The organism is Aestuariirhabdus litorea, from assembly GCF_003864255.1.
Classification (GTDB): Bacteria; Pseudomonadota; Gammaproteobacteria; order Pseudomonadales; family Aestuariirhabdaceae; genus Aestuariirhabdus; species Aestuariirhabdus litorea.
On sequence record NZ_QWEZ01000001.1, the window covers coordinates 1,287,064 to 1,311,936 of the forward strand.

Sequence of the window (24,873 nt, forward strand, 5' to 3'; positions counted from 1 at the left end):
CTAGGTTTGGTGGAGTTGGTCGGCGACCTGCCGTGCCACCCGGATTCCACCCAGATAAGCACTTCGTAGGCTCTCTGGCTGAACCCCCAGGGCGTCGAGCCGCTCCCAGTTGATCTTCTGCCAGTGAGCTTGCTCGAACAGGATACAGGCCTTGAGCAGCTCCCCTATATCCCCCTTAAACTCCAGTAGCGCGGTTTTTATTTCAGCGGAAACCGATAGTCCCTCGATCAACTCGGGGAGGAGGCGGTCCATAAAGGCATCCATCAAGGAGAGGATACCGGCCAGGAAAAGGGGACCGGGATCGAGATTTGCCGACTTCCCCAGTTGCTCCATCATATTGGCCCGGGCCAGAGCGGTTACCACCAGTGCATCGGGCTTGTCGCTGAGGTTGGCCAGCGACAGCATGGTGGCAAGCGTTTTGATTTCGCCTAGCCCCAACATGGTAACGGCTTGCTGGATGGACTCTATGGAACGATTGCGGCGGTAAAAGGCGGAATTGACCAGCTTGATCAGTTTGATCGAAAGGTTGGGGTCTTTATCGATGACGGCGCTCAACTGGCTGAAGTGGACATCCGGGTCCTGTATCAGCTCAAGGAGCTTGAAGACTATCAACCGGTTGGAGTCGAGTCGTTTACCCTTGATGTTCTCTGGTTTACAGAGGAAGTAGCCCTGAAACAGCTTGAATCCCAGGCGACGGCAAAACTCAAAGGCTTGATAATTTTCCACCTTCTCTGCCAGAAGCGTGACCGAATAGGATGATAATAAACTGACGACCTGACCGATTTGATCACGGGTCTGCGCCAACACATCGACCTTTACGTAATCAGCAAAAGGGAGCAACTGCTCGGTATCCGGCGTGAGAACAAAATCGTCGAGGGCGATCTTCACTCCCATTTTTTGGTAGTGGACAAGCGCTTCCAGCAGCTCATGGTCCACTTCTGTCCCTTCAAGAATTTCGATGACGTAGCGGTCGGGATCGAGATTGATCCTTTGCAATAAAAGCGTACGGGTAAAGTTGATAAAGGCGGGAGCATCCCCCACCATCTCCTCCAACCCTACACCGGCAAAGAGGTTTGAGAAGAGTGTTGAGGTGGCACTGTCCCCATCTTCCGGTCCCAGGCTTGCGCTGTTACTGTCACTGTCCCTAAACAGGAGCTCGTAGGCATGAACCTGCCGCTGGGTATCGAAGATAGGCTGGCGAGCCAGCAAAGTGGGGGAGGAATCCAAAGGTTATTTGCCCTGAAAAAACTAAGGTTATTCCATTGTAACGCTCGCTACGGGCTTGGCAACTTATGGGTTACCGGGGCAGGCCGTTCAGTCTGACCCCGGTATTACCTTAGGCCCTGGCGTGACGAGCCGCCAGCAGGGTGTAAATGGTAGGCACCACGTAAAGAGTGAAGCAGGTGCCGATCGTCATACCGGTGGCCAGTACCAGGCCGATATCGAAGCGACTGACAGCACCGGCACCGGTCGCCAGTAGCAAGGGGACGACACCCAGCACCATGGCGAAAGTGGTCATCAATACGGCCCGCAGACGAATGGAGGCAGCCTCTTCGACCGCCTCACGGGGTGAAAGCCCCCGTTGTTGCTGCAGCTTGTTGGCAAACTCCACAATCAGTATTCCGTGCTTACTAATCAGCCCGATCAGGGTTACCAGCCCCACCTGGGTGTAGATATTGAAGGTCGCGAAATCCAGTGCCAGGGGAATCATCGCTCCGCAGATTGAGAGGGGGACGGTGATTAGAATAACGAGCGGGTCACGGAAGCTTTCAAATTGTGCTGCGAGCACCAGAAAGATCACCATCAACGATAGCAGGAAGGTGTAGAACAGCTTGTTACCCTCCTCAACGTACTGCCGCGATAGGCCGGAGTAATCGCTTGAAAAGCCCTCCGGGAACAGCTCTTTTGACTTCTCGTTGAGAAACTCGAGCGCATCACCGATGGTGACGCCCGGTGCCATAACCCCCTGAACCAGAGAGGAGTTCAGTTGCTGAAACTGGTTCAGTTGTCCGGGGCGGGTCGTGGACTCGACACGGATCAGGGTGGAGAGGGGAATCTTCTGCCCGCTCTCGGTATTGACGTAATAGTGTTCAAGCCAGTCACGGCTGTTACGCATATCCCGTTCTGCCTGCGGAATCACTTTGTAACTGCGACCCTCCAGAAAGAAACGGTTGACCCGAGCCTCACCCAACAGGAGAGAAAAAGCTTCGCCAATATCCTGCATATTGATACCGAGTTGGGCCGCTTTGTCCCGATCGATGAGAACCTGGGTTTCCGGCTTGTCAAAACGCAACTCGTTAGAGACAAACATAAAGAGGCCGCTTTTACGGGCTTCCTGGGTAAGGCGCTCGGAGACCTGGTAGAGGGTTTGGTAGTCTGCCGTAGTGTTTACAACGAACTGGATCGGCATACCACCGCCGGCGCCGGGGAGGGAGGGCATGTTGAATGAGAAGATCTGTAGCCCCGGAATTTTACTCAGCTCTTTCTGAACCAGGGGCTGTAGTTCCATCTGGGTGCGCTGGCGCTGGTCCCAGGGTTTTAGGGCCATACCCGCAATCGACTGCTGCACCGAGCCAGAACCGTTGATCAGGAAGCTGTGTGAGAATTCCGGAAACTTCTCAAAAATGGCCTGGTAGTCCTCGGTGTATCGGTTGAGGTAGTCCAGATTGGCGTATTTGGGTGCCTTGGCCGAAATAAAAATAATGCTCTGGTCCTCGGTAGGAGCCAGCTCGCTCTTGGTAAAGAGGTAGAGAAAGGGGATGCTGAGCAGCACGGCAAGGGTCATCAGCAGTGTCACGGGGCGGTAGTTCAATACCGAGTGAAGCTGGCGGTGGTAGCCCTGGCGGAGTTTCTCAAACAGTACATCCAGACGGTGTGCCAATCCGCTGCTGTTGCTGTCGTGGCGGAGGAGCTTGGCACACATCATCGGCGACAGGGTGAGGGCAATGACCCCTGAGATGAGAACGGCGCCCGCCAGCGTAAAGGCGAACTCGGAAAAGAGTTTGCCTGTCAGTCCTCCCATAAAACCGATCGGCGCATAGACCGCCGCCAGGGTGATGGTCATGGAAATAACGGGCAAGGCGATCTCGCGGGCGCCTTTTATCGAGGCATCGAAGGGTGATAGCCCCTCTTCAAGGTGACGATGAATGTTTTCTACCACCACAATGGCGTCATCAACCACCAGGCCAACCGCCAGCACCATCGCCAGCAGGGTCAAAAGGTTGATGCTATAGCCCATGGCCAGCATAAAAAAGAGCACCCCGACAATGGAGAGCGGAATGGTGATGACGGGAATAATCACCGAGCGGATCGAGCCCAGGAAGAAAAAGACAACAAAGATCACGATGAGGCTGGCCTCGGCCAGGGTTTTGACCACTTCATCAATTGATGCCTGGATGAACTCGGTGGCGTCGTAGACGATTCTACCTTGCAGTCCGCTGGGCAGCTGGGCCGTGATAGCGGGGAAGCGATCTCGAACTCGATCAATTACCTCTAGTGGGTTGGCACTGGGGGTGCTGGTGATACCGAAATAGACGGAGCTGATTCCGTTAAATGCAACGTAGCTGTCAAAGTTCTCCGCATTCAGCTCCACTCGAGCGATATCCCGCATTCGAATCAGGGTGTCGCCCTGATTCTTGATCACAATGTTGGAGAAACTCTCGCTGTCCTTGAGGTCGGTAAGGGCGTTGACCGCCGTTGCTACATAAGCGCCTTTGGTTTCACCCGCGGCTGTCAGGAAGTTATTTTGACGAATGGCATCCCGAACCTCTTTAGCGGTTACGTTATAGGCCGCCATTCGGGTCGGGTTCAGCCAGATACGCATAGCGAAGATCTTCTCGCCCAGCAGTTCCGCTTCTGCCACGCCGTCAATGGTGGAGAGCTTGGGTTGGACAACCCGTGCCAGGTAATCGGTGACCTGCTCGTTACTCATCTCCTCGCTAAAAAAGCTGATGTACATCAGCGCAGAACCTCGGGCGGAGGATTTGGAGATGACCGGCTTTTCCGCCTCGCTGGGCAACTCATTCTGGACCTCAGCCACCTTGGCCTGGATTTCACTAAGGGCGTCGTTGGCACTGTAGCCCAGCTTGATGTAGGCGCTGACCGTTGAGCGGCTCTGCTGGCTACTGGAGGTAACGTAGTCAATCCCCTCAGCGCTGGCTATAGCCTGCTGAACAGGTGTTGTGATGAAGCCCTGGATGATGTCGGCGTTGGCACCGGGATAGGCTGTTGTTATGGTGATCAGCGAGTTTTCTATCTCGGGGTACTGGCGAATACTGAGGTTTTGAAAGGCCTGTACACCCAACAAGAGGATGAGCAGACTGATCACGGAGGCCAATACAGGCCGCTTGATATAAAGATCGGTAAATGTCATCAGTTAGAGGTCCTGCGCCGGGGCATCGACAATCATGACCTCTGTGCCGCTATTGAGCTTGATCTGTCCCGAGGTCACTACCTGATCGCCAGCTTTGACTCCCTCGAGGATCTCTACACGGTTGTTGCGGATTCTGCCGGTCGTGACCGGTTGGCGTTGTACGACCTGTTTACCCTGCTCGTTGTGACTGACCTTGAATACCGTATCGCCATAGAGGGAGTAACTGATGGCGGTTTCGGGCAGTGTGACAACGGCTTGTGGCTGGCCGGTCTGTACGCTGATATCGGCAAACATACCGGGGGTAAGACGGTTATCGGGGTTATCCACGATGGCTCGAACCAGTATGTTGCGCGTCCTGCTGTCGATACGGGCATCCAGGGCCTGGATCTGGCCAATAAAGACAGTGTCGGGATAGGCCTCCACTTGAAACTCAAGCGGTTGCCCCTGCCTCAGCAGGGGGACGTGCTGCTCGGGCAGGTTGAAGTCGATATAAAGCTTCTGGGCCGCCTGTAAGGTAACGATTTCAGTTCCACTGGAGAGGAATTGACCCAGTTCAACATTGCGAATACCAAGGGTGCCTGAAAAGGGAGCTCGAATGCTTTTTTGTTGGATGATCGCCTGAGTCTGCTGGACCTGTGCCTGCGCCTGGTCAAGCTCTGCCTTGCTTTGGTCGAAGCGGGTCTGGGAGATCGCTTTGCGGGCCAGCAGGGTCTTATCGCGCTCAAACACCAGCTCGGCCAGGTTAAGTTGCGCCCTGAAACTCTTCAGGTTGGCCTGCTCAACACTGTCGTCGAGCTGCAAAAGTAGCTCACCCTTGCTGACGGTTTGTCCCGAGCGAAAGAGGATGCGTGAGACAATGCCGCTTTGCTCACTGGAGATCTCAACCCCTTGCAGCGAAAGCAGGCTGCCCACCGCCCCGAGGGTCGGCGTCCACCGTTCCTCCGTTGCCTGCTCTGCAGACACAGAGGCGGGGGGTGGGGTAAAGGACTTGAGGTACTCAGCGGTTTTCTTCTGCTTGAAAAGCTCAAAGCCAAATATTCCGCCAAATACAAGTGTAAGACAGAGCGCCATAATGGCGAGTCGAGGTAGCATGTTCAGTCCTTAGGTGGGGCTATCATCGGGGTGACCGCGACAGTGTAACGGAAATGAAGACGCTAGATAACCATGGAAAGTCTCAGGTATTTGCGCTGTGAATAGGGCGGGAACAATGACTTTTATTGACCTCTTAGGACTGCTGTGGCGAACTGGCAGGATTTGGATCAATGCGGGCTGGGCAGTGATGAACCGGCCGAGGAGTACACAATGGAACTGACCCAGATTAACCTTTTTCCCCTTAAATCGGCGAGAAAACTCTCCCTGCAACAGGCCTTGTTAGACCCTTTTGGACTCTCCGGGGATCGACGATGGATGGTGGTAGACCCCCAGGGTCGCTTCATCACCGCTCGCAAGTTTCCGCTGCTGGCCACCGTCGAGGTTGAGCTCCTTGCCGGCGGTCTCACACTCCAGAGTGATGGGCATGGGCCGTTGGTGGTCTCTGTACCTGCCCGAGGAATGGACCGGAAGCCCGTCGTGGTCTGGGGGGATGAGGTTTCGGCACTGGATGCGGGTGACGATGCAGCTGGCTGGCTGGAGACACTTTTGGAAACTCCATGTCGACTGGTCTATATGGAGGGGGACTGCCGTCGGCAGGTTGACCGCCACTATGCCGAAGAGGGGGTCCTGACCTCCTTTGCCGACGGCTTTCCCCTGCTGTTGATCGGTGAGGCGTCCCTCAGGGATCTTAATGGCCGGTTGGAGCGACCTGTTAGCATGGACCGTTTCCGTCCCAACCTTGTGGTCTCAACCCAAGTGCCTTTTGAAGAGGACCGCTGGCGGGAGATCGAGATCGGAAGTATCCGCTGTTCAGTTGTGAAGCCCTGCAGTCGCTGCATTATGACGACCGTTAATCCCCTTGACGGGAGCGGGGGGCGTGAGCCCCTGCGCACGCTGAGTCAATACCGGCGCCAGAGTGGGGGGGTTATGTTTGGCCAGAACCTGATCCACCGAAATCAAGGCAGGTTAAGCCTGGGGGATTCCGTGCGGGTGATCAGTTAAGGCTGTAATCGTGGCTGATCTCCTCCATGGTCAATAGTTGCGGGTTGGCCCCCAGCTTGTCGCGGTAGATCAGGCTGAAGCTCAGTACATTTTGCACATACTGGCGGGTCTCCTCGAAAGGAATGGTTTCAATCCAGATGTCGAAAGGCAGGGTGCCCGTGTTGGCGAGCCACTGCCGTACCCGGCTGGGGCCGGCATTATAGGCGGCGGTTGCCAGTACACGGTTGCCACCGAACTGCTCAAGCAGTTGGGCCAGGTAGCGGCTTCCCAGCTGGATATTGGTCTCTGGATTCAACAGGTCCCGTTTGCCGTGGTAGGTAAATTTAGCCTGGCGGGCCACTTGGCGTGCAGTGCTTGGCATCAGCTGCAATAGCCCCAGGGCACCGGCACTTGAGCGTGCGTCTTCCATAAAGGCACTTTCCTGTCGCGCCACTGCAAAGACCCAGCTGCTATCGAGATTGTTGCGCTCGCTTTGCCTGAGGATATTTTCCTTGAATGCCAGCGGGAATCGCAGCTCCAGATCGTCCCACTGCTGAGCGCTGATGGCGCTTCGTATGGCCTGGTTAAACCATTGCCAGTCGTTGGCTATACGGGCTGCTGCAATCAGCTCCGTCTGGCTGAGTTGCTCCGACAGGTATCGCCACTCCCGGCGCGCAGCGGGAAGGTCGCGCAACAGATACAGCTCATAGGCGCGCTGGATGGCCGGCAGGGCGGATACGGCACTTAGCAGAGGTGTTTCGGTGGTGGCGGGCAGGTCCGTGATGGAATAGTTATCACCGATCCGGGTGGCAGCCAAAAAGCCATAATAGCCTCGTTTTTTAGCCTGTTGCTGGTACTCCTGCATGAAATACCCGGGAGCGGGGAGGGGCTCCAGCATTTCCTGTGCACGTATCTTCCAGTATTGCCAGCGAGGATGTTGAGCGGCTTCGATGGGTAGCAGTCCAATCCAGTCGAGCACGCCTCCCCAGTCCTGCTCGCGCAGTGCAAGACGAATCCGCCACTCCACCAGGCTGGGGTGCTCGCCCGAATGGGTCACTTGCTCGACCCAGGGTAACTGTTGACCATTAAACTGCTTGAGCAGATAGAGTGAGATGCGACCGTCAAGGGTGCGCTGGCGGTCAGGGTCAAATCGGCGCTGCTGTTGATATTGATTCCAAAGCTCGAGGGCTTGCAGTGGCTCCCGATAAGCAAGCCGGTGCAGGCCTATATAAATGATATCCCCAAAGCGTTCCCCGGAGGGTGAAAAACGGCGGGTGTCCGAAAGCTGTTCAGGCCGACGATAGACGCTCCTGAAGAGTTGCCCCAGGGCTTGCTCATCCTCAGGCAAGTAGCGAATCAGGTAACGCCCGAGCCTGGCGTTGCGCTGCTCGTAAGCCAGCGTGATACGGTCCCAGACAAGCTCGGTTGTCATTTCACCGCTCTGGTGCCAGGCCATAAACAGGGGGTCGCAGCTGTCAGGGCGGGATTGCCCGGTCACCCAGAGTGCTTTGGCTCCCGCCCAGGCCCTGGCCGTATCCCCACGGGAGAGTGCCGCACGATAAAGGAAGCACTTAATACTGGCATTGCTGACGGTGGCCTCATAGTTGGCTTCAAAAGTGGCCCAGTGGCGCCCCTCGGCTAACTTTTCAAGCCAGCGCTGGTGCAGCTTTCTGGTGATTGGCAGTTCAGGATAACGCCGAATAAAGGCGGCTATCTCCTCGTTGGGGAGGGTGTAAAGTCGCCGCATCAGGTCGCGATGCAGCAAGTAGGGATAGAGAGGGTATTGTGTGAGCTGCTTACGCAATCGGTGGTAGTGCCCGATCTCTCCTTTGGCCAGGGCGTTAAGGGCTTGCGCATAGAGTTTTCGCTCCTGGTCGTACTGGCCGACATCGATATTGATGTTGGCCAGTGCAGTGCCACTCAATAGCGTGATTGCGAACAGGAGTAGTAAGTGGATTTTTACCATAAATACAGCGCGCCCTTAGTGGTGAATATCCTAGCGTTAAGATTAATGGTATTTACGCCGAAAAGCTGTCTATTAAAGCGGGTGTTTAGATTTTTACATACTAAACAGCATACAGGGGATACCGCCATGCTGATAAGTAGCTATGGGCTCAGCTCTGTGTCCGGGCATCAGCCTTTGCCGGTATGAATCTGCCGGACTTCGTTTTACCCCTTGCCAGGGTGTAGAATTTCGCCCCCGATGAATCAATGCTGAGTTTACCCATGCCCCTCCTTCGTTTTGACGGCGTCAGTGCCGCTTATGGTGATACCCCTTTACTCGATGGGGTTGATTTTTCCATCTATCGAGGCGAGCGCGTTTGTCTGATTGGCCGTAACGGTGCTGGAAAATCCACCTTCCTGCGCCTCGTTGAAGGGTCCATTGCTCCCGATAGCGGAAGTATCTGGCGTCGCCCGGGGCTTAAGATCTCCCAGTTGCCCCAGGAGTTGCCGGATGCCGATGAGCAGCTGGTGTTTGATGTCATCGCTGCGGGGCTCCCGGAAGTGGGTAGCCTGCTGGCGCGCTACCATCACCTTGTAATGGATGTGGCCGATAACCCCTCAAAGATGGCAGAGCTCGAGGCGGTGCAACATGAGCTTGAGTCTCGTGATGGCTGGGAGTTTAACCAGCGGATTGAACGGATCATCCAGCGCCTCTCCCTGCCGGCGGACAAGCCAATGGGCGAGCTGTCAGGGGGGTGGCGGAGGCGGGTGATTCTTGCCCAGGCCCTGGTTTCCGGTCCCGACCTGCTGTTGCTGGACGAGCCCACCAACCATCTGGATATACTCATGATCAAGTGGCTGGAGGAGCAGTTGCTCGAGTTTACCGGGGCGATTCTCTTTATCACCCACGATAGGGCGTTCCTCCAAAGTCTGGCGACCCGTATTGTCGAACTGGATCGTGGGCTGACCACAGAATGGAAGGGCGATTACGCCAGCTTTCAGGAGCACAAGACCCACCTGCTGGAGGTCGAGGAGCGTCACAACGAGGAGTTTGATAAAAAACTTGCCCAGGAGGAGGTGTGGATTCGACAGGGAATAAAAGCTCGCAGAACCCGAAATGAGGGCAGGGTGCGAGCACTGGAGGCGATGCGGCGAGAGCGGGCGCAGCGCCGGGAGCGGCAGGGGCAGGCGAATTTCACCCTGGATCGCGCAGAGCGATCAGGCAAGCTGGTTGCGGAGCTTAAACATGTGAGCCTGGGCTTCGGTGACCGCCGGGTGATTGCCGACCTTAGCCTCACTGTAATGCGGGGTGACAAGGTAGGGCTGATTGGCGCCAATGGCTGTGGTAAAAGCACCCTGTTGAAGCTTTTGCTTGGCCAGCTGGAGCCGGATCAGGGGAGTGTTGAGCTGGGAACCAAGCTGGAGGTTGCCTACTTTGACCAGCTCAGATCCCAGCTTGATCCTGAAAAAAGCGTTATAGACAACGTTGCCGGGGGGCGCGACTCGATTAGCATTAACGGGCGAGATCGGCACGTGATCAGCTATCTGGGGGATTTCCTCTTTTCAGCCCGGCGGGCCCGTACTCCGGTCAAGGCGCTGTCGGGCGGGGAGCGAAACCGACTACTGCTGGCCAAACTCTTCAGTAAGCCCGCTAACCTGCTGGTGCTTGACGAGCCGACCAACGATCTTGATGTGGAGTCTCTGGAGCTGCTGGAATCACTGTTGGTGGAGTTTTCTGGCACGGTGCTACTGGTCAGTCATGACCGCTCTTTCCTTGATAGTGTTGTCAGCAGCTCGGTGGTCTTTGAAGGCGATGGGCGAATCCGCGAGTATGTGGGCGGCTTTTCCGATTGGCTCAACCAGGGGGGGGCACTGAACAAACTATTACCGGAAAGCCCGCCTGAGCTGACCGCCGACAATGAAAAAAACGGCAATCATGCCAATATCGCTGCTGAAACCGAGGCCGGCAAGACTCGGTCGAAGCCTCGCGCCAAGCTGAGCTACAAGCTGCAGCGAGAGCTTGACCTGTTACCCCAGGAGATAGAGGGGTTGGAGGCGGAGCTCGAATCACTTCAGAACCGGAGTGCCGACAACAGTTTTTATCAGCAGGAGCGGGCCGTGGTGGAGGAGACGCTTGCCCGCCTGACGGCGGTTGAGGCGCTACTGGAAGAGAAGATTGATCGCTGGGCGGAGCTAGAAGCCATGGTTTCCGGCGAAGCTGATGAATAAGGAAGAGGCAGGTATGCACATAGAGTACACGTTCAAGCTCGAACATAACCTCGAGTTGCACTATGACATCGAAGTGGATCGTACCGAGGACCCTGACCGGGATCTCACCTTTGAGCCGGAATGGACCCAGTTAAGCCACTGTCGCTGTGTCAACTGCCCGCTAAACCCGGCTGAGCACAGCCACTGTCCGACAGCACTCGACCTGAGGCAGGTGATAGACGACTTCAAGGATCTTCCTGCCATGAAAAAGGCCTCAGTAACCGTTGTCAGTGCTGAGCGTGAGTATATGAAACTGGTCGGCCTGGAGGAGGGCCTCCGGGCGCTGATGGGGCTGATCATGGCCTCAAGCAACTGTCCTATATTGAAAAAGCTTAAACCCATGGCACGGCATCACCTGCCATTTACCACCATGGATGAGTTTATCCTTCGTTCGGTTTCTATCTATCTGACCCAGCAGTACTTCATCTACCGGGAGGGGGGGCAGCCCGATTGGGAGCTAAAGGGACTGGTGGAGAACAATAAGTCGCTGCAGCTGGTGAACCAGGCGTTCTGGCAACGAATTCACTCCGCCTGTGGTGAAGACTCCAACCTGAAAGCGCTGCTGAGTTTCTTTACCCTCTCGTCAAGCGTTTCCTACTCCCTGGAAACCCAACTGCAAAAGCTCAAACGGGAGTTTGGGTAGTACTGATCGTTGGCAGCCGCACAACGGAACAGGGCCCGGCATTGCCGAGCCCTGTTCGTTTACTCCCGCTGAGTATGCAGGATAAGCTTGCCCCTCATGAGGTGTGGGGGCCTGAGGTCTAGTCTCCGACGCGAACCGCCAATACGTCACAGCTGGCACCGTGCAGTATGCTGGTAGAGGTGGAGCCCAGGATCAAGGCCAGACCGTGCCGGCCGTGGCTGCCGACCACAATCAAGTCGACATCAAACTCCTCGGCCATGCGGTGGATCTCCTTCTCCGGGCGACCATAGACTACATGCTGCTCGCCTCGCTTGACGTCAATGGACTCGGCCAGGCTATCTATCTTTTGGCGTGCCTGCTCGGTGATCTCCTCCTGAAGGGAGGAGAGGTCCAGCGGGATATCGCTACCATAGGCAACGCTAAGGGGCTCTACAACATGAACCAGCGTAAGCTTGGCCTCGTTATTGCGGGCAATCTCCTGAGCTTTCTCCAGCACCAGATCCGCATCCTCCGTCAGGTCGACCGCTACCAGAATATGTTTATACTGACTCATCCTTTTCTCCTTAACTGTCCTGTAAGCCCAGTGTAATCCATAAGGTGCGACATTATCATGACTTATCTCATCATAGCAGTAGTGGTGCTTTATCTGGTGGGTACCATTACCTGGGTTATGCCCTCACGCAGGGATAAAAAACAGGCAGCCATGCGCGCGCGGGCAAAACAGCTGGGCCTGCAGCTGCAATACAAGACGAAGGAGCTACCGCGGGGACTGGACCGGGGCTATGGTGCTGTTGCCTATATGCAATACATTCAGCCCAGGCCGCAGCCCCTTGAGGGGGCGACCGTGCTGAAGCTACTGAGAATTCCGGAAGAGGAGGGACAGATTCCCGGCTGGACGGTGTCGGGGGCTTTTATGGATGAGTTCTTAGCCCCCTTTGAAGCGGTGTTGGCTGGGTTTCCTGCTGATGTTTTTGGTGTGCTGGTAGGTCCCGGTGCAGTGGCTATTGAGTGGCAGGAGAAAGGTGACCTGGATGATATTGAGCGGATCTATAATGGTCTATCGCGGTTGTTGACTTTACCCTTGGTGGAGCTGGAGCGGTAACCTGACGTCGAGGATCGCATCGTTATATTCTTCTCGCAAAAGCTTTGTATCTCTCTGATATCTATATAAAAGAATATTGGTAATTTGCCCTTGGTTAGGAATTGTCCTGTCATGGATGGCAGGGTGCCCCTAAAATGCGCTATTGACAAAATGGCTCAATTCAAAGAAGGTGGCCCTCTCAATTCAAACGCTTGTATGAAAAGTGTGTTGTATTGGCGAACAATAAGGGCTTGTCATTAGCCTCGATCGCTGTCAGCCCTGAGAGGGTAAAGAGATGTCCCGGGTTGGGTGGCCGGCAAGCAACCCAACAGACAGCACAAAATAACTTGCCTTAACTCTAGTGTGGAGATCAGTTGATGATTTACGAAGGTAAAGCCATCACGGTGAAGCCGGTTGAAAATGGCGTAGCAGAGCTCAATTTTGACCTGCAGGGCGAATCCGTTAATAAATTTAATGAGTTGACTCTGAGCGAGCTGAAAGATGCCGTTGCAGCGCTCAAAGCCGACAACTCGGTCAAAGGTTTGATTGTCACCAGCGCCAAGGACGTTTTTATCGTTGGTGCGGATATCACCGAGTTTCTATCGAATTTCAGCAAGCCCGAAGAGGAGCTGGTACAGGGCAACCTGGCCGCCAATGAGATCTTCAGCGCGTTCGAAGACCTGGAGTTCCCCACCGTTGCAGCGATCAATGGCATTGCCCTCGGTGGCGGCTTTGAGATGTGCCTGGCGGCTGATTATCGGGTGATCTCCTCCTCTGCTACCGTAGGTCTGCCTGAAGTTAAGCTGGGTATTTATCCCGGCTTCGGCGGTACCGTGCGCCTGCCTCGCCTGATCGGTACGGACAACGCTATCGAGTGGATCGCCAGCGGCAAAGAGCAGCGTCCGGATGCGGCCCTCAAGGTCGGTGCGGTTGATGCGGTTGTAGCGCCGGAGCAACTGCGTGATTCAGCCCTTGCTCTGATTCAGCGCTGCCTGAACGGAGAGCTGGACTACAAGGCCAAGCGCCTGCCCAAACTTGAGAAGCTCAAACTGAACCCGATCGAAAGCATGATGGCCTTTGAAAGTGCCAAGGGCTTTATCGCGGGTCAGGCGGGTCCTCATTATCCCGCACCGGTTGAAGCGGTTAAGACCATCCAGAAAGCGGCCGGTATGGGTCGTGACAAAGCGCTGGAAGTTGAGGCCAAGGGGTTTGCCAAGCTGGCGAAAACCGATGTCGCCTCAAGCCTGATCGGCCTGTTCCTGAACGACCAGGTGTTGAAGAAGAAGGCCAAGCAATACGAGAAGCAGTCCGCCAAGGTCGAGCGTGCAGCCGTACTGGGAGCGGGCATTATGGGGGGCGGTATTGCCTACCAGAGCGCTCTCAAAGGCACCCCCATCCTTATGAAGGATATTGCCCAGGCCGGTATAGATCTGGGTTTGAGCGAAGCCTCAAAGCTGCTCGTTAAGCAGCTGGGTCGCAAGCGCATCACCCCCGAAAAAATGGCCACCGTGCTCAACAACATCGTGCCGACCATGAACTACGGCGACTTCAACACCGTTGACGTTGTGGTTGAGGCGGTTGTTGAAAATGTAAATGTTAAAAAAGCGGTGCTGGCCGAGTGTGAGGAGCATATCGGGGAAGATAAGTTCCTGACCTCCAACACCTCCACCATCTCTATCAACGAACTGGCCAAGGCTCTCAAGCGCCCTGAGAATTTCTGCGGCATGCACTTCTTTAACCCGGTGCACATGATGCCCCTGGTTGAGGTTATTCGCGGCGAAAAGACCAGCGACGAGACCATCGCCACTGTAGTGAACTACGCCAAGAAGATGGGTAAAACTCCGGTAGTGGTTAACGACTGCCCCGGCTTTATGGTGAATCGGGTTCTGTTCCCCTACTTTGGCGGCTTTGGCGGCCTGATGCGCGATGGCGCTGACTTCCAGCAGGTTGACAAGGTAATGGAGCGTTTTGGATGGCCGATGGGTCCAGCCTACCTGATGGACGTGGTCGGTATCGATACCGGGCAACACGCCGAGTCTGTGATGGCGGAAGGCTTCCCCGAGCGCATGGCTCGCGACTTCAAGAGTGTGGGTGACGTGCTGTTCGAGAACAAGCGTTACGGACAGAAAACCAGCGCAGGCTTCTACAAGTACGAAGCGGACAAGTCTGGCAAGCCGAAGAAAGTAGTCGATGAAGCGACCTACGAGCTTCTGAAGCCCGTCTGTGCAGAGCGTGTTGAGTTCAGCGAGGAGGAGATTATCGCGCGGATGATGATTCCACTGTGTCTCGAGACGGTTCGCTGCCTTGAGGACAATATCGTGGAGTCAGCTGCTGATGCGGATATGGCCCTGATCATGGGGATTGGCTTCCCTCCCTTCCGTGGCGGCGCGCTTAAGTACATCGACTCCATGGGTGTAGCCGAGTTCTGTGCGCTGGCGGACAAGTACGCTCACCTGGGCGCGCTTTACCACCCCACCGAGGGACTTCGCGAGATGGCGGCAGCCGGCAAAACCTTCTTTGGCAACTAATCAGCACCGAATCTAAAGCGAGAAACAAGCTATGAGTTTAAATCCTAGAGACGTTGTAATCGTCGATTACGGACGCACCCCGATGGGGCGCTCCAAGGGCGGCATGTATCGCAATGTGCGTGCTGAAAACCTTTCCGCAGACCTGATTACCGGCCTGCTGGCCCGTAACCCTGCCGTTAATCCGGCCGAGGTAGAGGATGTGATCTGGGGGTGCGTGAACCAGACCCTGGAGCAGGGTTGGAACATCGCCCGTATGGCATCGTTGATGACCCCAATCCCCCATACCTCCTGTGGCCAAACGGTCAGCCGCCTGTGTGGATCCTCCATGTCTGCCCTGCACACTGCTGCCCAGGCGATCATGACCGGCAACGGTGATGTATTTGTCATCGGCGGTGTGGAGCACATGGGACATGTTTCCATGATGCACGGTGTTGACCCCAACCCACAGCTGAGCGTCCATGCGGCCAAGGCTTCGGGCATGATGGGCCTGACCGCTGAGATGCTGGGCAAGATGCACGGAATTACCCGTGAGGCCCAGGACCAGTTCGCCGCACGCTCCCACCAGCGCGCCCACCAGGCCACCGTTGAGGGTCGCTTCCGCGACGAGATCATCCCCATGCAGGGACATGATGCGGCGGGTAATCTCTGCCTCTTCACCGAGGATGAAACCATTCGTCCCGAAACCACCGTTGAGTCGCTGTCTCAGTTGCGGCCGGTTTTCAACCCCAAAGGGGGTACGGTGACTGCCGGTAGCTCCTCCCAGATTACCGATGGTGCATCCTGCATGATCGTTATGTCTGCTCAGCGTGCTAAGGACCTTGGTCTTGAGCCGATGGCGGTTATCCGTTCTATGGCGGTTGCTGGTGTGGATCCGGCGATCATGGGTTATGGTCCTGTGCCGGCGACCCAGAAAGCGCTCAAGCGAGCCGGTCTTGAGATCTCCGACGTCGATCACATCGAGCTCAATGAAGCCTTTGCTGCTCAGGCCCTGCCTGTACTCAAGGACCTCAAAGTGCTCGACAAGATGGAGGAGAAGGTAAACCTGAACGGCGGCGCTATCGCACTGGGTCACCCCTTTGGTTGCTCCGGAGCCCGTATTTCGGGTACGCTCCTGAACGTCATGAAGCAAAATGGTGGTCGCATCGGCGTCTCCACCATGTGCATCGGTCTTGGGCAAGGGATTACGACTGTTTTCGAACGCGTCTAAACCGTCACCCAGTAAAAAGCCGGAGCTTGTCTCCGGCTTTTTATTTGCAGGCTAAAAAATGAAAGATTTAAAGCTCGGCGTCTATCGCCATTACAAAGGTAATGAATACCTGGTTCACGGCGTTGCCCGCCACTCTGAAACCGAGGAGTATCTGGTGCTCTACCAGCCACTCTATGGGGACCGGGAGCTCTGGGTTCGGCCTCTGGATATGTTTACTTCCGAGGTGGTGAGTGAGGGGCATTCTTGCCTTCGCTTCACCTGGATCAGGGAAAAACCCTAACATTTTCATTGTCATGTGAAGGGGCTTTCTTCTTGACCCCTGCAAAGTCTGCCCTTATATATGTCGCAACTTTGCTAAAAAAGCAGTATTTAGGTGCTATCGGATAGGGTGGCACATTCCATTAGCCATGAAGTCAGGATTCTATGGGTAAATCATTAGTTATCGTCGAGTCTCCCGCGAAAGCCAAAACCATCAATAAATACCTTGGTCGGAATTTTATTGTGAAGTCCAGCGTGGGCCATATTCGAGATCTCCCCACCAGTGGTGGCGCGCGCAAACCGGTGGATGCCAAGGCGCGTGCCAAGTCGGCCGCGATAACACGTAAACTCAGCCCGGAGGCAAAGGCTGAGCACAAGCAGAAAAAGGCGCGTGAGCAGCTGATTGCCCGAATGGGGGTGGATCCTGAGCATGGCTGGACCGCCAACTACCAGGTCCTGCCCGGCAAGGAGAAGGTTGTCGACGAGCTGCGTCGACTGGCCAAAGATGCTGACCAGATCTATCTCGCGACCGATTTGGATCGCGAGGGGGAGGCGATTGCCTGGCACCTGCGTGAAGCGATTGGTGGGGATGAAAGCAAGTATCGCCGCGTTGTCTTCAACGAAATTACCAAAAAGGCCATACAGGAGGCCTTCGAAGAGCCCTCCACGCTCGACATGAATCGCGTCAATGCCCAGCAGGCTCGCCGCTTTCTGGACCGGGTAGTGGGTTATATGGTTTCTCCACTGCTGTGGGCAAAAATTGCCCGTGGCTTGTCAGCAGGGCGAGTGCAGTCGGTAGCCGTCAAACTGGTGGTTGAACGTGAGCGTGAAATTCGTGCTTTTGTACCGGAGGAGTTTTGGGAGGTAGATGCTGACTGTACCACTCAGGCTGGCGCAGCGCTCAAGCTTGACGTTAGCAAGCACCAGGGTTCAGGGTTCAGGCCGACCAGTAAAGAGCAAACCGATCAGGCGCTGGCAATCCTCAAAGATGCCCACTACGAGGTTTCACGGGTGGAAGAAAAGCCCACCTCAACCAAACCCAATCCGCCCTTCATTACCTCCACTTTGCAGCAGGCGGCCAGTACGCGCCTGGGCTTTAGCGTGAAAAAAACCATGATGCTGGCCCAGCGTCTCTATGAGGCGGGTCACATCACCTATATGCGTACCGACTCGACCAACCTCAGTGAAGAGGCTGTGTCGGCCTGTCGTGACTTTATAGCGAGTGAATATGGGGCCGAGTACTTACCTGATCAACCGGTGCGCTATAGCAGCAAAGAGGGGGCACAGGAGGCGCATGAGGCGATCCGTCCCTCATCCGTCACCACGCAAGCCTCTATGCTAAAGGAGGTGGAGCCCGATGCGGCACGGCTTTACGATCTGATCTGGCGACAGTTCGTCGCCTGCCAGACCAACCCTGCGCGATACCTGAGTACCAGTGTTGTCGTGGCAGCCGGTGACTACGAGTTGCGGACCAAGGGGCGCGTGCTCCTGTTTGATGGCTACACCCGTATTCTGCCTACGGCCGGTAAAAAGGGGGAGGATGTGATCCTTCCAAAGCTTAGCCAGGGAGAGGGCCTTAGCCTTCGGCAGCTCAATCCCGCACAACACTATACCAAACCACCGGCCCGCTTCAGCGAGGCCGCATTGGTTCGCGAATTGGAAAAACGGGGGATCGGACGCCCCTCCACCTATGCCTCCATTATTTCCACTATTCAGGATCGGGGTTATGCCTCCATCAAGCAGAAGCGCTTTTACGCTGAAAAGATGGGAGACATTGTTACTGACCGCCTTACCGAATCCTTCACGGACCTGCTCGACTATGGCTTTACCGCGCGCATGGAGGAGGGCCTTGATGAGGTAGCTGAAGGGCAGTTTGACTGGAAAGCCCTACTTGACGATTTTTATCGGAATTTCAGTGAACGCCTGGTCGAAGCAGAGAATAGCGACCAGGGAATGCGCTCAAACCAGCCCACGCCGACCGATATTCCCTGCAGTGACTGCGGCCGTCCCATGCAGATCAGGACCGCGAGCACGGGGGTCTTTTTGGGCTGTTCGGGATACGCATTGCCTCCCAAGGAGCGCTGCAAAAATACGGTTAACCTGATCCCCGGAGAAGAGGTCATCGCCCTTGACGACGACGAGGCTGAGGTTAAAGCGTTGCGTGCAAAGCACCGCTGTACCCTGTGCGGTACCGCAATGGAAAGCTACCTGATTGATGAGAGCCGGAAGCTTCACGTCTGTGGAAATAACCCTGACTGTGCGGGTTATGAGGTCGAGCAGGGGCAGTACAAGATAAAGGGATACGAAGGGCCAGTCCTTGAGTGCGATAAGTGCGGCGCCCAAATGGAATTGAAGACCGGGCGTTTCGGCAAGTATTTTGGCTGCACCGGACCGGAGTGCAAGAACACCCGCAAGCTATTGCGCAGCGGTGAAGCGGCTCCGCCCAAAATGGACCCGATACCCATGCCTGAGCTGGCCTGCGAAAAGGTCGAGGATACCTATGTATTGCGTGATGGGGCCGCGGGCCTGTTTCTGGCAGCCAGCCAGTTCCCTAAAAACCGGGAAACTCGCGCCCCCCTGGTGGCTGAGCTGCTCCCGCACCAGGCTGAACTTGATCCGAAATACCATTTCCTGCTCGATGCTCCGCGGCAAGACCCCGATGGCAACCCGGCCATTATCCGTTACAGCCGAAAAACCAAGGAGCAATATGTCATGAGCGAGGTCAAGGGCAGGGCATCCGGCTGGCGTGCGACCTTTAAAGGCGGGGTGTGGGTCGAAGAGGGCGCTCCGCGGAAAAGTAAATCGTGAGTGATTCCACCAAGGTGACCAACCGCTCGCTGCATCAGGTGTGGCTGATGCTGGAGCAGTGGTCATCGCTTGATTTGAAGTCGGGGTCCCCGCTCGGTAATGCCTTTGCTGAAGCGCTTTTGTGTCTGCTAAACAGGGCCTTTAACGCCCTCTGCGCAGAACTGGCAGCGGGCTGCGGGTATCGGGGGGAGTGCGCACAACTTGAACAGGTATGCGCTGAGCTGGCCGCGCAAGGTCAAACCAGTCCAGAGCTGATGGAGCTGCTGTCTCTGGCACAAGCCCCCCGGGGTTGGCTATCCCAGATGCTTCATGCCCGTGTCCGCTACGAGGATACGGCCAGTGGTGCTCTCACTATCGCGGTCGGTGGAGGTCTGGATGCGGAACAGTGCCGTGACTGGCATCGCCACCTCAGCCAGCTGGCAGCTCGCTTGAGGGAATCCTCGGCACACTGGTAGTGGCGCTGTAGTGGTGAGGGGCGGAAAGTGATAGACTAGTCGTCCACTCAAGCGAGAGTCGTGATCATGCCCGCATCTTATTTGGAAATTGTTGAACTCCCCACCGGTGAGATCGTACTTCAGCGCTCCGACGATGAAGAGCCGCTGGTGACGATTGACTTCTCCGAGGAGGCCAAGCTGTTCCTGCAAGAGGGGCATGTCGAAGTGGCCAAGGCGATGATCAATGCTGGCATTGCGGTAGTCGGAAGCATGGCAGAAAATCCCTCTGCAATGGAAGCCCCCCGTACCGTCCATTGATGGCCTATTGAGCCCCTTGACCCTGGTGGCGCTAAACCATCAGGGACCTTATCTCTTTTCTCTATGACGATCTGCGGCTAACGCCGGATCACACCAACACTTAACCCCTCAATCTCGAAGTGATCCTGGGACAGGTCGATCTCGATCGGTGCAAACTCTTCGTTTTCCGGGAACAGGGTGACCCGGTTCCGGGTTTTGTGGAACCGCTTTACCGTCACCTCATCCTCTACCCGGGCAACCACAATCTGCCCGTTTCGAACGTTCTGGGTTTTGTGAACGGCGAGCAGGTCGCCATCCATGATGCCAATATCTCGCATGCTTTCACCCCGCACCCGCAGCAGGTAATCCGCGCTGGGGCTGAAGAAGTCGGGCTTAACCGGGCAGTGCTCCTCGATATGTTCGATGGCCAGAATAGGGCTTCCGGCGGCCACCTGGCCCACAATAGGTAACCCCTCCTGCTCACGGGTGTCCGGGATTCGAATACCGCGGGAGGCTCCCGGTATAATTTCAATGGCCTGTTTGCGCGCCAGGGCTTTGAGGTGCTCTTCGGCGGCATTGGGTGACTTGAAACCCAGCTCTTTCGCGATCTCTGCTCGGGTAGGGGGGAAACCGCTATCCTCCAGGTAGGACTTGATGAATGCCAGAATCTCAGCCTGTCGTGCCGTCAGTTTTTGCATGGACCTACCTTTCTGTGAATTTATACAGTAACTGTCATTATATACAGTTTATCCCCTGTCGCAAACGCACACACTGCACGCTTCTGGTTTTGGGGCGCTAAGGTCCTGTAATGATTGACATTGCGGGAATGCAAACGTATGTTTGAAACGACCGTACACAAACATAGATGCAAGAATAACAACGATGGCTCAATCCAAAACCGTAGTTCGAATCTTGGATGCAGCAGAGCAGCTGTTCGCAGAAAAAGGTTTTTCCGAAACATCCCTTCGAACCATAACCGGTCAGGCAGGAGTCAACCTGGCTGCAGTCAATTACCATTTCGGCTCTAAAAAGGCGCTCATTCAAGCGGTCTTCGCCCGTTTTCTGGACCCCTTCTGTGCTTTGCTGGATGCCGAGCTTGAGCGGGTTGAGCAGCAGGGCAGCCTGGATTCCGCTAATGTTGAGGAGCACCTGAAGCTACTGGTCGATACCCTGCTGCGGGTAGAGTCTCGTTCCGAAAACGATCTGTCCGTCTTTATGCGGCTACTGGGCTTGGCTTTCTCCCAGTCACAAGGGCATCTGCGCCGTTATATGCGTGAAACCTATTCGGGCGTGTTCAATCGCTACATGAGGCTGCTAACCGCCTCCACCCCGAACCTTACCCCTGCCGAGCTCTACTGGCGCGTTAACTTTATGCTGGGAAGCCTTGCGTTTACCATGTCTGGCTTCAGTGCCATGCAGGCGATCTCCGAGCGTGACTATAATGAGAAACCCTCGGTGGCTACCATTCTTTATCGAATGGTTCCCTTTCTCGCATCAGGGCTTCGACACTAGCTCAAAGCCCGGTTTTACTGGCGCAGCTTTTTCAGTACCCTAGCACTCACACAAGGGGGTACTTTGACCGTATATATCTCGATTGCACAACAGCAACTTCGCCATGAGCGAAATGGCTACCCACCCTTTGTCGCTGCGATATCCACCGCAAGCAAAGGAGCAGGCCAATGCAAAGGGAGCGAGCAGACCCCACTTGGGGTGCATCGTATACGCGCACTGATTGGGGAGGGGGCACCAGAAAACGCAGTGTTTGTGGGCCGCCGACCTACGGGCGAAATCTACACGCCGGCGCTGGCCCTAAGGTATCCCCGGCGAGACTGGATACTGACCCGCATTCTCTGGCTTTGTGGCGAAGAGCCCGGCTTTAATCGACTCGGATCGGTAGATTCCATGGCACGTTATATCTATATTCACGGCACACCGGACACCGAGCCCATGGGCATCCCCGCATCCCACGGCTGTATTCGCATGCATAACCCGGATCTACTGACCCTCTTTGGGCGTGTGCATACCGGGGAAAAAGTAATTATTTCAGACCGCTGATCATTAGGAGGTAGTGGGTTGAGACAGGATCCTGGACCCCTCATGCTGGACCTTGCTGGCTGCGAACTCAGCCCGCAGGAGCGAGCCTTGTTGGCCCATCCACAGTGTGGAGGGGTCATTCTCTTCACGCGCAATTTCGCGAGCCGAGAGCAGTTAACCCAACTGACCGGCCAGATCCGACAAGCTAATCCTGCGTTGCTGATCGCCGTCGACCACGAAGGTGGCCGGGTACAGCGCTTTCGCGAGGGTTTTACCCGGCTTCCGCCCATGGCGAGCTTTGAAGCGCTTTATAACGTGGCTCCCGAGGAGACCCTCGACCTGCTTAAAGACACCGGGTGGCTACTGGCGACTGAGCTGCTTGCTTGCGGCGTGGATTTCAGCTTTACGCCGGTTCTGGATCTGGATTTCAAGCGCAGCGATGTGATTGGCGATCGCGCCTTTTCCGCAGATCCGGTGCGGGTGGCGGTGCTGGCCGGAGCACTCATTGAGGGGATGCACGAAGCGGGGATGCCCGCCACAGGCAAGCATTTCCCGGGGCATGGTTGGGTCACGGCCGACTCCCATATCGCCATACCGACCGATACGAGAGCGCTCGACAGTATTCGCCGCCAGGACCTTGTCCCCTTCGCCCAGCTTGCCCGCCAGGGTCTGGACGCGGTGATGCCGGCCCATGTCATCTATGAACAAGTGGATCCATTGCCGGCCGGTTTTTCCCCCTATTGGCTGCAGCAGGTACTGAGGGGTGAGCTTGGCTTTGAGGGGGTGATCTTCAGTGACGACCTTTCCATGGAGGGGGCCAGTGTTGCCGGTGGCTTCAGTGAGCGCGCCCAGTCGGCCCTCAGTGCCGGCTGCGATATGGTATTGGTCTGCAATAATCCCGAGGGGGCCCGGGAAGTGCTTGGCTACCTCGAACAAGCAGACCTGACCTTGAGCCCGCGCCTGTCACGGCTAAAGGGGCGCATTGGCCCCCTTCAGGACCGGTCTCGCCAGCAGCGCACCGCCCAGCGCCTGGCCGAGCTGGAGGAGTGTGCCCATGAGTGAGCAGCTGTCCGATCTGCACGCGCTGTTGGGGCAACTCGACTCCTGGACCTACGAAGTGTTTGCGGTAGTCTCCCTGACGTTGGTGGTGGCCTACCTTGCTTCATTACTGCTGCGCCAACTTCACAAGCAGGCTGAACGCTCAAGTAACCGCTGGGACGATGCGCTGGTCGCCGCTGCCCAGCGTCCCCTGGTACTGCTGATCTGGGTGGTGGGGTTCAGTTGGGCCATCGAGATTGCTCACCAGAGCTCTGATGTACACCTGTTCGATGCCGTTGGGCCTGTGCGCGATGTGATGGTGATCTGGCTTTTGGCCTGGTTTTTGGTACGCCTGGTGCGTGCAGGTGAATCGATCATGGGGGGGGAGGTCGAAGCGAGCAAAACCTCGCTGGATGAAACCACCCTTCAGGCTATCAGCAAGCTGCTACGGGCCTCGATTATCATCACCGCCAGCCTGGTCGCCTTACAGACCCTTGGCTACAGTGTTTCGGGGGTTCTTGCCTTTGGCGGGATCGGCGGAATCGCCGTTGGCTTTGCCGCTAAGGATCTCTTGGCCAATTTCTTTGGCGGGCTGACCGTTTATCTGGATCGCCCTTTTAAGGTTGGGGACTGGATCCGTTCACCCGATAAGGAGATTGAGGGAACCGTCGAGGTGATTGGTTGGCGTCAGACAAGAATCCGAACCTTCGATAAGCGCCCGCTTTACGTCCCCAATTCAACCTTTTCCAATATCGCCGTGGAAAACCCCTCGCGCATGAGCCATCGGCGTATCTATGAGACCATTGGTCTTCGCTACGATGATGCCAAACAGGTGGAACCTATCGTAGGCGCGGTCAAAAGCTATCTCCAGCAGCATCCGGAGATCGACGCCGACCAGACCCTGATCGTCAACTTCAATAGTTTTGGCCCATCCTCCCTTGATTTTTTTGTCTACGCCTTTACCCGCACCACCAACTGGGTACGGTTTCACGAGGTCAAGCAGGAGGTGTTGCTGGGGATCCTGGCGATCATCGATCAGCATGGGGCCGAGATAGCGTTTCCGACCAGCACGCTGCATCTTCCGGCAGTACAGTCGTTTCTTGAGAAGCAAGAGGGGGAGAGCTAAAGATGGGAGTAGCCGTTATTGGTGGTTCCGGGTTTTACCAGCTTGAGGGGCTGGAGCAACGCGAGGAGCGGGTGGTTACCACCCGCTGGGGAACCCCCTCCGCCCCCCTGGTGAAAGGAGTGCTCAATGGCGTTGAGGTGATCTTTCTCGCGCGCCACGGCATCCCCCATCGCATCCCCCCGCACAGGGTCAATTACCGAGCCAACCTGCAGGCCCTTAAGGACGAGGGTGCTGACTCAATTATTGCGATTAATGCGGTGGGGGGGATTCACCCCCGGATGGGGCCAGAGGCCCTGGTACTCCCCGACCAGATCATTGATTACACCTGGGGGCGAGAGCATACCTTCTTTGCCGATCAGCTGGAGGAGGTGGTGCATGTGGACTTCAGTTACCCCTACAGTGAGCGCTTGAGGCAGCAACTGGTTGCCGCAGCCGACGCCTGCTCCGTCGAGCTACAGGTGGGGGGAGTCTACGGCTGCACCCAGGGGCCGCGCCTTGAGAGCGCGGCCGAAGTGAATCGGCTTGAGCGTGACGGGGTGGATATCATTGGCATGACTGCCATGCCGGAGGCGGCACTGGCAAGGGAGCTGGATCTGGAGTACGCCACCCTGGCCCTGGTGGTTAATTGGGCGGCGGGGCGCAGCGAGGCGTTGATCACGATGGAGGAGATCCATCGGGTGATCAATACCGGGATGATAAACGTACTCTCCCTGGTGCGTGAGGCCCTGGCCAGAGGCGAAGCCTGATCCACAGAGGGGGTGC

General features: G+C 56.1%; 21 protein-coding genes. 15 read left to right on the forward strand and 6 right to left on the reverse strand.

Features of this window, described 5'->3' with window-relative positions:
• The 3 genes from D0544_RS05950 to D0544_RS05960 form a co-directional block, all read right to left on the reverse strand.
• Entirely contained in the window at nt 1-1,227 is a 1,227-nt protein-coding gene (locus D0544_RS05950) for an EAL and HDOD domain-containing protein (protein ID WP_125015074.1), read from the reverse strand.
• A gap of 109 nt (nt 1,228-1,336) precedes the next feature.
• Nucleotides 1,337-4,372 carry a MexW/MexI family multidrug efflux RND transporter permease subunit gene (locus D0544_RS05955; RefSeq protein WP_125015075.1) on the reverse strand — a complete coding sequence of 1,012 codons (3,036 nt, stop codon included), beginning with the start codon at nt 4,370-4,372 and terminating at the stop codon, nt 1,337-1,339.
• A gap of 3 nt (nt 4,373-4,375) precedes the next feature.
• Complete coding sequence (locus tag D0544_RS05960; RefSeq protein WP_125015076.1) at nt 4,376-5,464, reverse strand: efflux RND transporter periplasmic adaptor subunit; 1,089 nt, start codon at nt 5,462-5,464, stop codon at nt 4,376-4,378.
• A gap of 210 nt (nt 5,465-5,674) precedes the next feature.
• Between D0544_RS05960 and D0544_RS05965 the strand changes: the two genes are divergently transcribed.
• Nucleotides 5,675-6,466, forward strand: a complete 792-nt coding sequence (locus tag D0544_RS05965; protein ID WP_125015077.1) for an MOSC domain-containing protein — start codon at nt 5,675-5,677, stop codon at nt 6,464-6,466.
• Here D0544_RS05965 and D0544_RS05970 read toward each other — a convergent pair.
• A complete protein-coding gene (locus D0544_RS05970) occupies nt 6,459-8,411 on the reverse strand; it encodes a transglycosylase SLT domain-containing protein (protein ID WP_125015078.1) in 1,953 nt (650 codons plus the stop codon). The two genes, D0544_RS05965 and D0544_RS05970, sit on opposite strands and share 8 nt — an antisense overlap.
• A gap of 260 nt (nt 8,412-8,671) precedes the next feature.
• On the opposite strand from D0544_RS05970, the gene D0544_RS05975 reads away from it, so the two are divergent.
• Both D0544_RS05975 and D0544_RS05980 read left to right on the forward strand, forming a co-directional pair.
• Nucleotides 8,672-10,618, forward strand: coding sequence for an ATP-binding cassette domain-containing protein (locus D0544_RS05975; RefSeq protein WP_125015079.1), 1,947 nt, complete (start codon nt 8,672-8,674; stop codon nt 10,616-10,618).
• Complete coding sequence (locus D0544_RS05980; RefSeq protein ID WP_243647250.1) at nt 10,611-11,300, forward strand: DUF6901 family protein; 690 nt, start codon at nt 10,611-10,613, stop codon at nt 11,298-11,300. The genes D0544_RS05975 and D0544_RS05980 overlap by 8 nt, the downstream gene beginning before the upstream one ends.
• A gap of 118 nt (nt 11,301-11,418) precedes the next feature.
• Here D0544_RS05980 and D0544_RS05985 read toward each other — a convergent pair whose 3' ends face one another.
• The gene (locus D0544_RS05985) at nt 11,419-11,853 is read right to left on the reverse strand and encodes a universal stress protein (RefSeq protein ID WP_125015080.1); all 435 of its coding nucleotides are present in this window, start codon (nt 11,851-11,853) and stop codon (nt 11,419-11,421) included.
• Between the two features lie 57 nt (nt 11,854-11,910).
• Between D0544_RS05985 and D0544_RS05990 the strand changes: the two genes are divergently transcribed.
• The 7 genes from D0544_RS05990 (at nt 11,911) to D0544_RS06020 (ending at nt 19,934) form a co-directional block, all read left to right on the forward strand.
• Nucleotides 11,911-12,402: a hypothetical protein gene (locus tag D0544_RS05990; protein WP_125015081.1), complete on the forward strand. Its 492-nt coding sequence runs from the start codon at nt 11,911-11,913 to the stop codon at nt 12,400-12,402.
• A 356-nt stretch (nt 12,403-12,758) separates the two neighbouring features.
• Nucleotides 12,759-14,909, forward strand: coding sequence for a fatty acid oxidation complex subunit alpha FadB (fadB, locus tag D0544_RS05995; RefSeq protein ID WP_125015082.1), 2,151 nt, complete (start codon nt 12,759-12,761; stop codon nt 14,907-14,909).
• Nucleotides 14,910-14,940: 31 nt separating this feature from the next.
• On the forward strand, nt 14,941-16,116 hold the full coding sequence (fadA, locus tag D0544_RS06000) for an acetyl-CoA C-acyltransferase FadA (RefSeq protein WP_125015083.1): 1,176 nt from the start codon (nt 14,941-14,943) through the stop codon (nt 16,114-16,116).
• 58 nt (nt 16,117-16,174) lie between these two features.
• Nucleotides 16,175-16,396, forward strand: a complete 222-nt coding sequence (locus tag D0544_RS06005) for a DUF1653 domain-containing protein (RefSeq protein ID WP_125015084.1) — start codon at nt 16,175-16,177, stop codon at nt 16,394-16,396.
• Nucleotides 16,397-16,539: 143 nt separating this feature from the next.
• Entirely contained in the window at nt 16,540-19,182 is a 2,643-nt protein-coding gene (topA, locus tag D0544_RS06010; protein WP_125015085.1) for a type I DNA topoisomerase, read from the forward strand.
• Nucleotides 19,179-19,637 carry a DUF6586 family protein gene (locus D0544_RS06015; protein WP_125015086.1) on the forward strand — a complete coding sequence of 153 codons (459 nt, stop codon included), beginning with the start codon at nt 19,179-19,181 and terminating at the stop codon, nt 19,635-19,637. The genes topA and D0544_RS06015 overlap by 4 nt, the downstream gene beginning before the upstream one ends.
• Before the next feature lie 66 nt (nt 19,638-19,703).
• Nucleotides 19,704-19,934 carry a hypothetical protein gene (locus tag D0544_RS06020; RefSeq protein WP_125015087.1) on the forward strand — a complete coding sequence of 77 codons (231 nt, stop codon included), beginning with the start codon at nt 19,704-19,706 and terminating at the stop codon, nt 19,932-19,934.
• Nucleotides 19,935-20,011: 77 nt separating this feature from the next.
• On the opposite strand, the gene lexA is transcribed toward D0544_RS06020, so the two are convergent.
• On the reverse strand, nt 20,012-20,611 hold the full coding sequence (gene lexA, locus D0544_RS06025) for a transcriptional repressor LexA (RefSeq protein WP_125015088.1): 600 nt from the start codon (nt 20,609-20,611) through the stop codon (nt 20,012-20,014).
• Nucleotides 20,612-20,795: 184 nt separating this feature from the next.
• Between lexA and D0544_RS06030 the strand changes: the two genes are divergently transcribed.
• From D0544_RS06030 to D0544_RS06050, 5 genes are all read left to right on the forward strand, one after another.
• Nucleotides 20,796-21,425, forward strand: coding sequence for a TetR/AcrR family transcriptional regulator (locus D0544_RS06030; RefSeq protein WP_125015089.1), 630 nt, complete (start codon nt 20,796-20,798; stop codon nt 21,423-21,425).
• 63 nt (nt 21,426-21,488) lie between these two features.
• Nucleotides 21,489-21,968 carry a L,D-transpeptidase gene (locus D0544_RS06035; RefSeq protein ID WP_125015090.1) on the forward strand — a complete coding sequence of 160 codons (480 nt, stop codon included), beginning with the start codon at nt 21,489-21,491 and terminating at the stop codon, nt 21,966-21,968.
• Nucleotides 21,969-22,010: 42 nt separating this feature from the next.
• Nucleotides 22,011-23,009 carry a beta-N-acetylhexosaminidase gene (gene nagZ, locus D0544_RS06040; RefSeq protein ID WP_125015091.1) on the forward strand — a complete coding sequence of 333 codons (999 nt, stop codon included), beginning with the start codon at nt 22,011-22,013 and terminating at the stop codon, nt 23,007-23,009.
• On the forward strand, nt 23,002-24,111 hold the full coding sequence (locus D0544_RS06045; RefSeq protein ID WP_125015092.1) for a mechanosensitive ion channel family protein: 1,110 nt from the start codon (nt 23,002-23,004) through the stop codon (nt 24,109-24,111). Before nagZ ends, D0544_RS06045 begins: the two co-directional genes overlap by 8 nt.
• 2 nt (nt 24,112-24,113) lie before the next feature.
• The gene (locus D0544_RS06050; protein ID WP_125015093.1) at nt 24,114-24,857 is read left to right on the forward strand and encodes an S-methyl-5'-thioinosine phosphorylase; all 744 of its coding nucleotides are present in this window, start codon (nt 24,114-24,116) and stop codon (nt 24,855-24,857) included.
• Nucleotides 24,858-24,873: the final 16 nt, after the last annotated feature.

What these genes read in the sequence shown, in the direction of transcription:
- fadB (WP_125015082.1), top strand. Translation starts at nt 12,759, where the DNA reads ATGATTTACGAAGGTAAAGCCATCACGGTGAAGCCGGTTGAAAATGGC.
- D0544_RS05985 (WP_125015080.1), bottom strand. Translation starts at nt 11,853, where the DNA reads ATGAGTCAGTATAAACATATTCTGGTAGCGGTCGACCTGACGGAGGAT.
- D0544_RS05980 (WP_243647250.1), top strand. Translation starts at nt 10,611, where the DNA reads ATGAATAAGGAAGAGGCAGGTATGCACATAGAGTACACGTTCAAGCTC.
- D0544_RS05975 (WP_125015079.1), top strand. Translation starts at nt 8,672, where the DNA reads ATGCCCCTCCTTCGTTTTGACGGCGTCAGTGCCGCTTATGGTGATACC.
- D0544_RS06045 (WP_125015092.1), top strand. Translation starts at nt 23,002, where the DNA reads ATGAGTGAGCAGCTGTCCGATCTGCACGCGCTGTTGGGGCAACTCGAC.
- D0544_RS05955 (WP_125015075.1), bottom strand. Translation starts at nt 4,372, where the DNA reads ATGACATTTACCGATCTTTATATCAAGCGGCCTGTATTGGCCTCCGTG.
- fadA (WP_125015083.1), top strand. Translation starts at nt 14,941, where the DNA reads ATGAGTTTAAATCCTAGAGACGTTGTAATCGTCGATTACGGACGCACC.
- D0544_RS05960 (WP_125015076.1), bottom strand. Translation starts at nt 5,464, where the DNA reads ATGCTACCTCGACTCGCCATTATGGCGCTCTGTCTTACACTTGTATTT.
- nagZ (WP_125015091.1), top strand. Translation starts at nt 22,011, where the DNA reads ATGCTGGACCTTGCTGGCTGCGAACTCAGCCCGCAGGAGCGAGCCTTG.
- D0544_RS06020 (WP_125015087.1), top strand. Translation starts at nt 19,704, where the DNA reads ATGCCCGCATCTTATTTGGAAATTGTTGAACTCCCCACCGGTGAGATC.
- lexA (WP_125015088.1), bottom strand. Translation starts at nt 20,611, where the DNA reads ATGCAAAAACTGACGGCACGACAGGCTGAGATTCTGGCATTCATCAAG.
- D0544_RS05970 (WP_125015078.1), bottom strand. Translation starts at nt 8,411, where the DNA reads ATGGTAAAAATCCACTTACTACTCCTGTTCGCAATCACGCTATTGAGT.
- D0544_RS06005 (WP_125015084.1), top strand. Translation starts at nt 16,175, where the DNA reads ATGAAAGATTTAAAGCTCGGCGTCTATCGCCATTACAAAGGTAATGAA.
- D0544_RS06050 (WP_125015093.1), top strand. Translation starts at nt 24,114, where the DNA reads ATGGGAGTAGCCGTTATTGGTGGTTCCGGGTTTTACCAGCTTGAGGGG.
- topA (WP_125015085.1), top strand. Translation starts at nt 16,540, where the DNA reads ATGGGTAAATCATTAGTTATCGTCGAGTCTCCCGCGAAAGCCAAAACC.
- D0544_RS05990 (WP_125015081.1), top strand. Translation starts at nt 11,911, where the DNA reads ATGACTTATCTCATCATAGCAGTAGTGGTGCTTTATCTGGTGGGTACC.
- D0544_RS06030 (WP_125015089.1), top strand. Translation starts at nt 20,796, where the DNA reads ATGGCTCAATCCAAAACCGTAGTTCGAATCTTGGATGCAGCAGAGCAG.
- D0544_RS05965 (WP_125015077.1), top strand. Translation starts at nt 5,675, where the DNA reads ATGGAACTGACCCAGATTAACCTTTTTCCCCTTAAATCGGCGAGAAAA.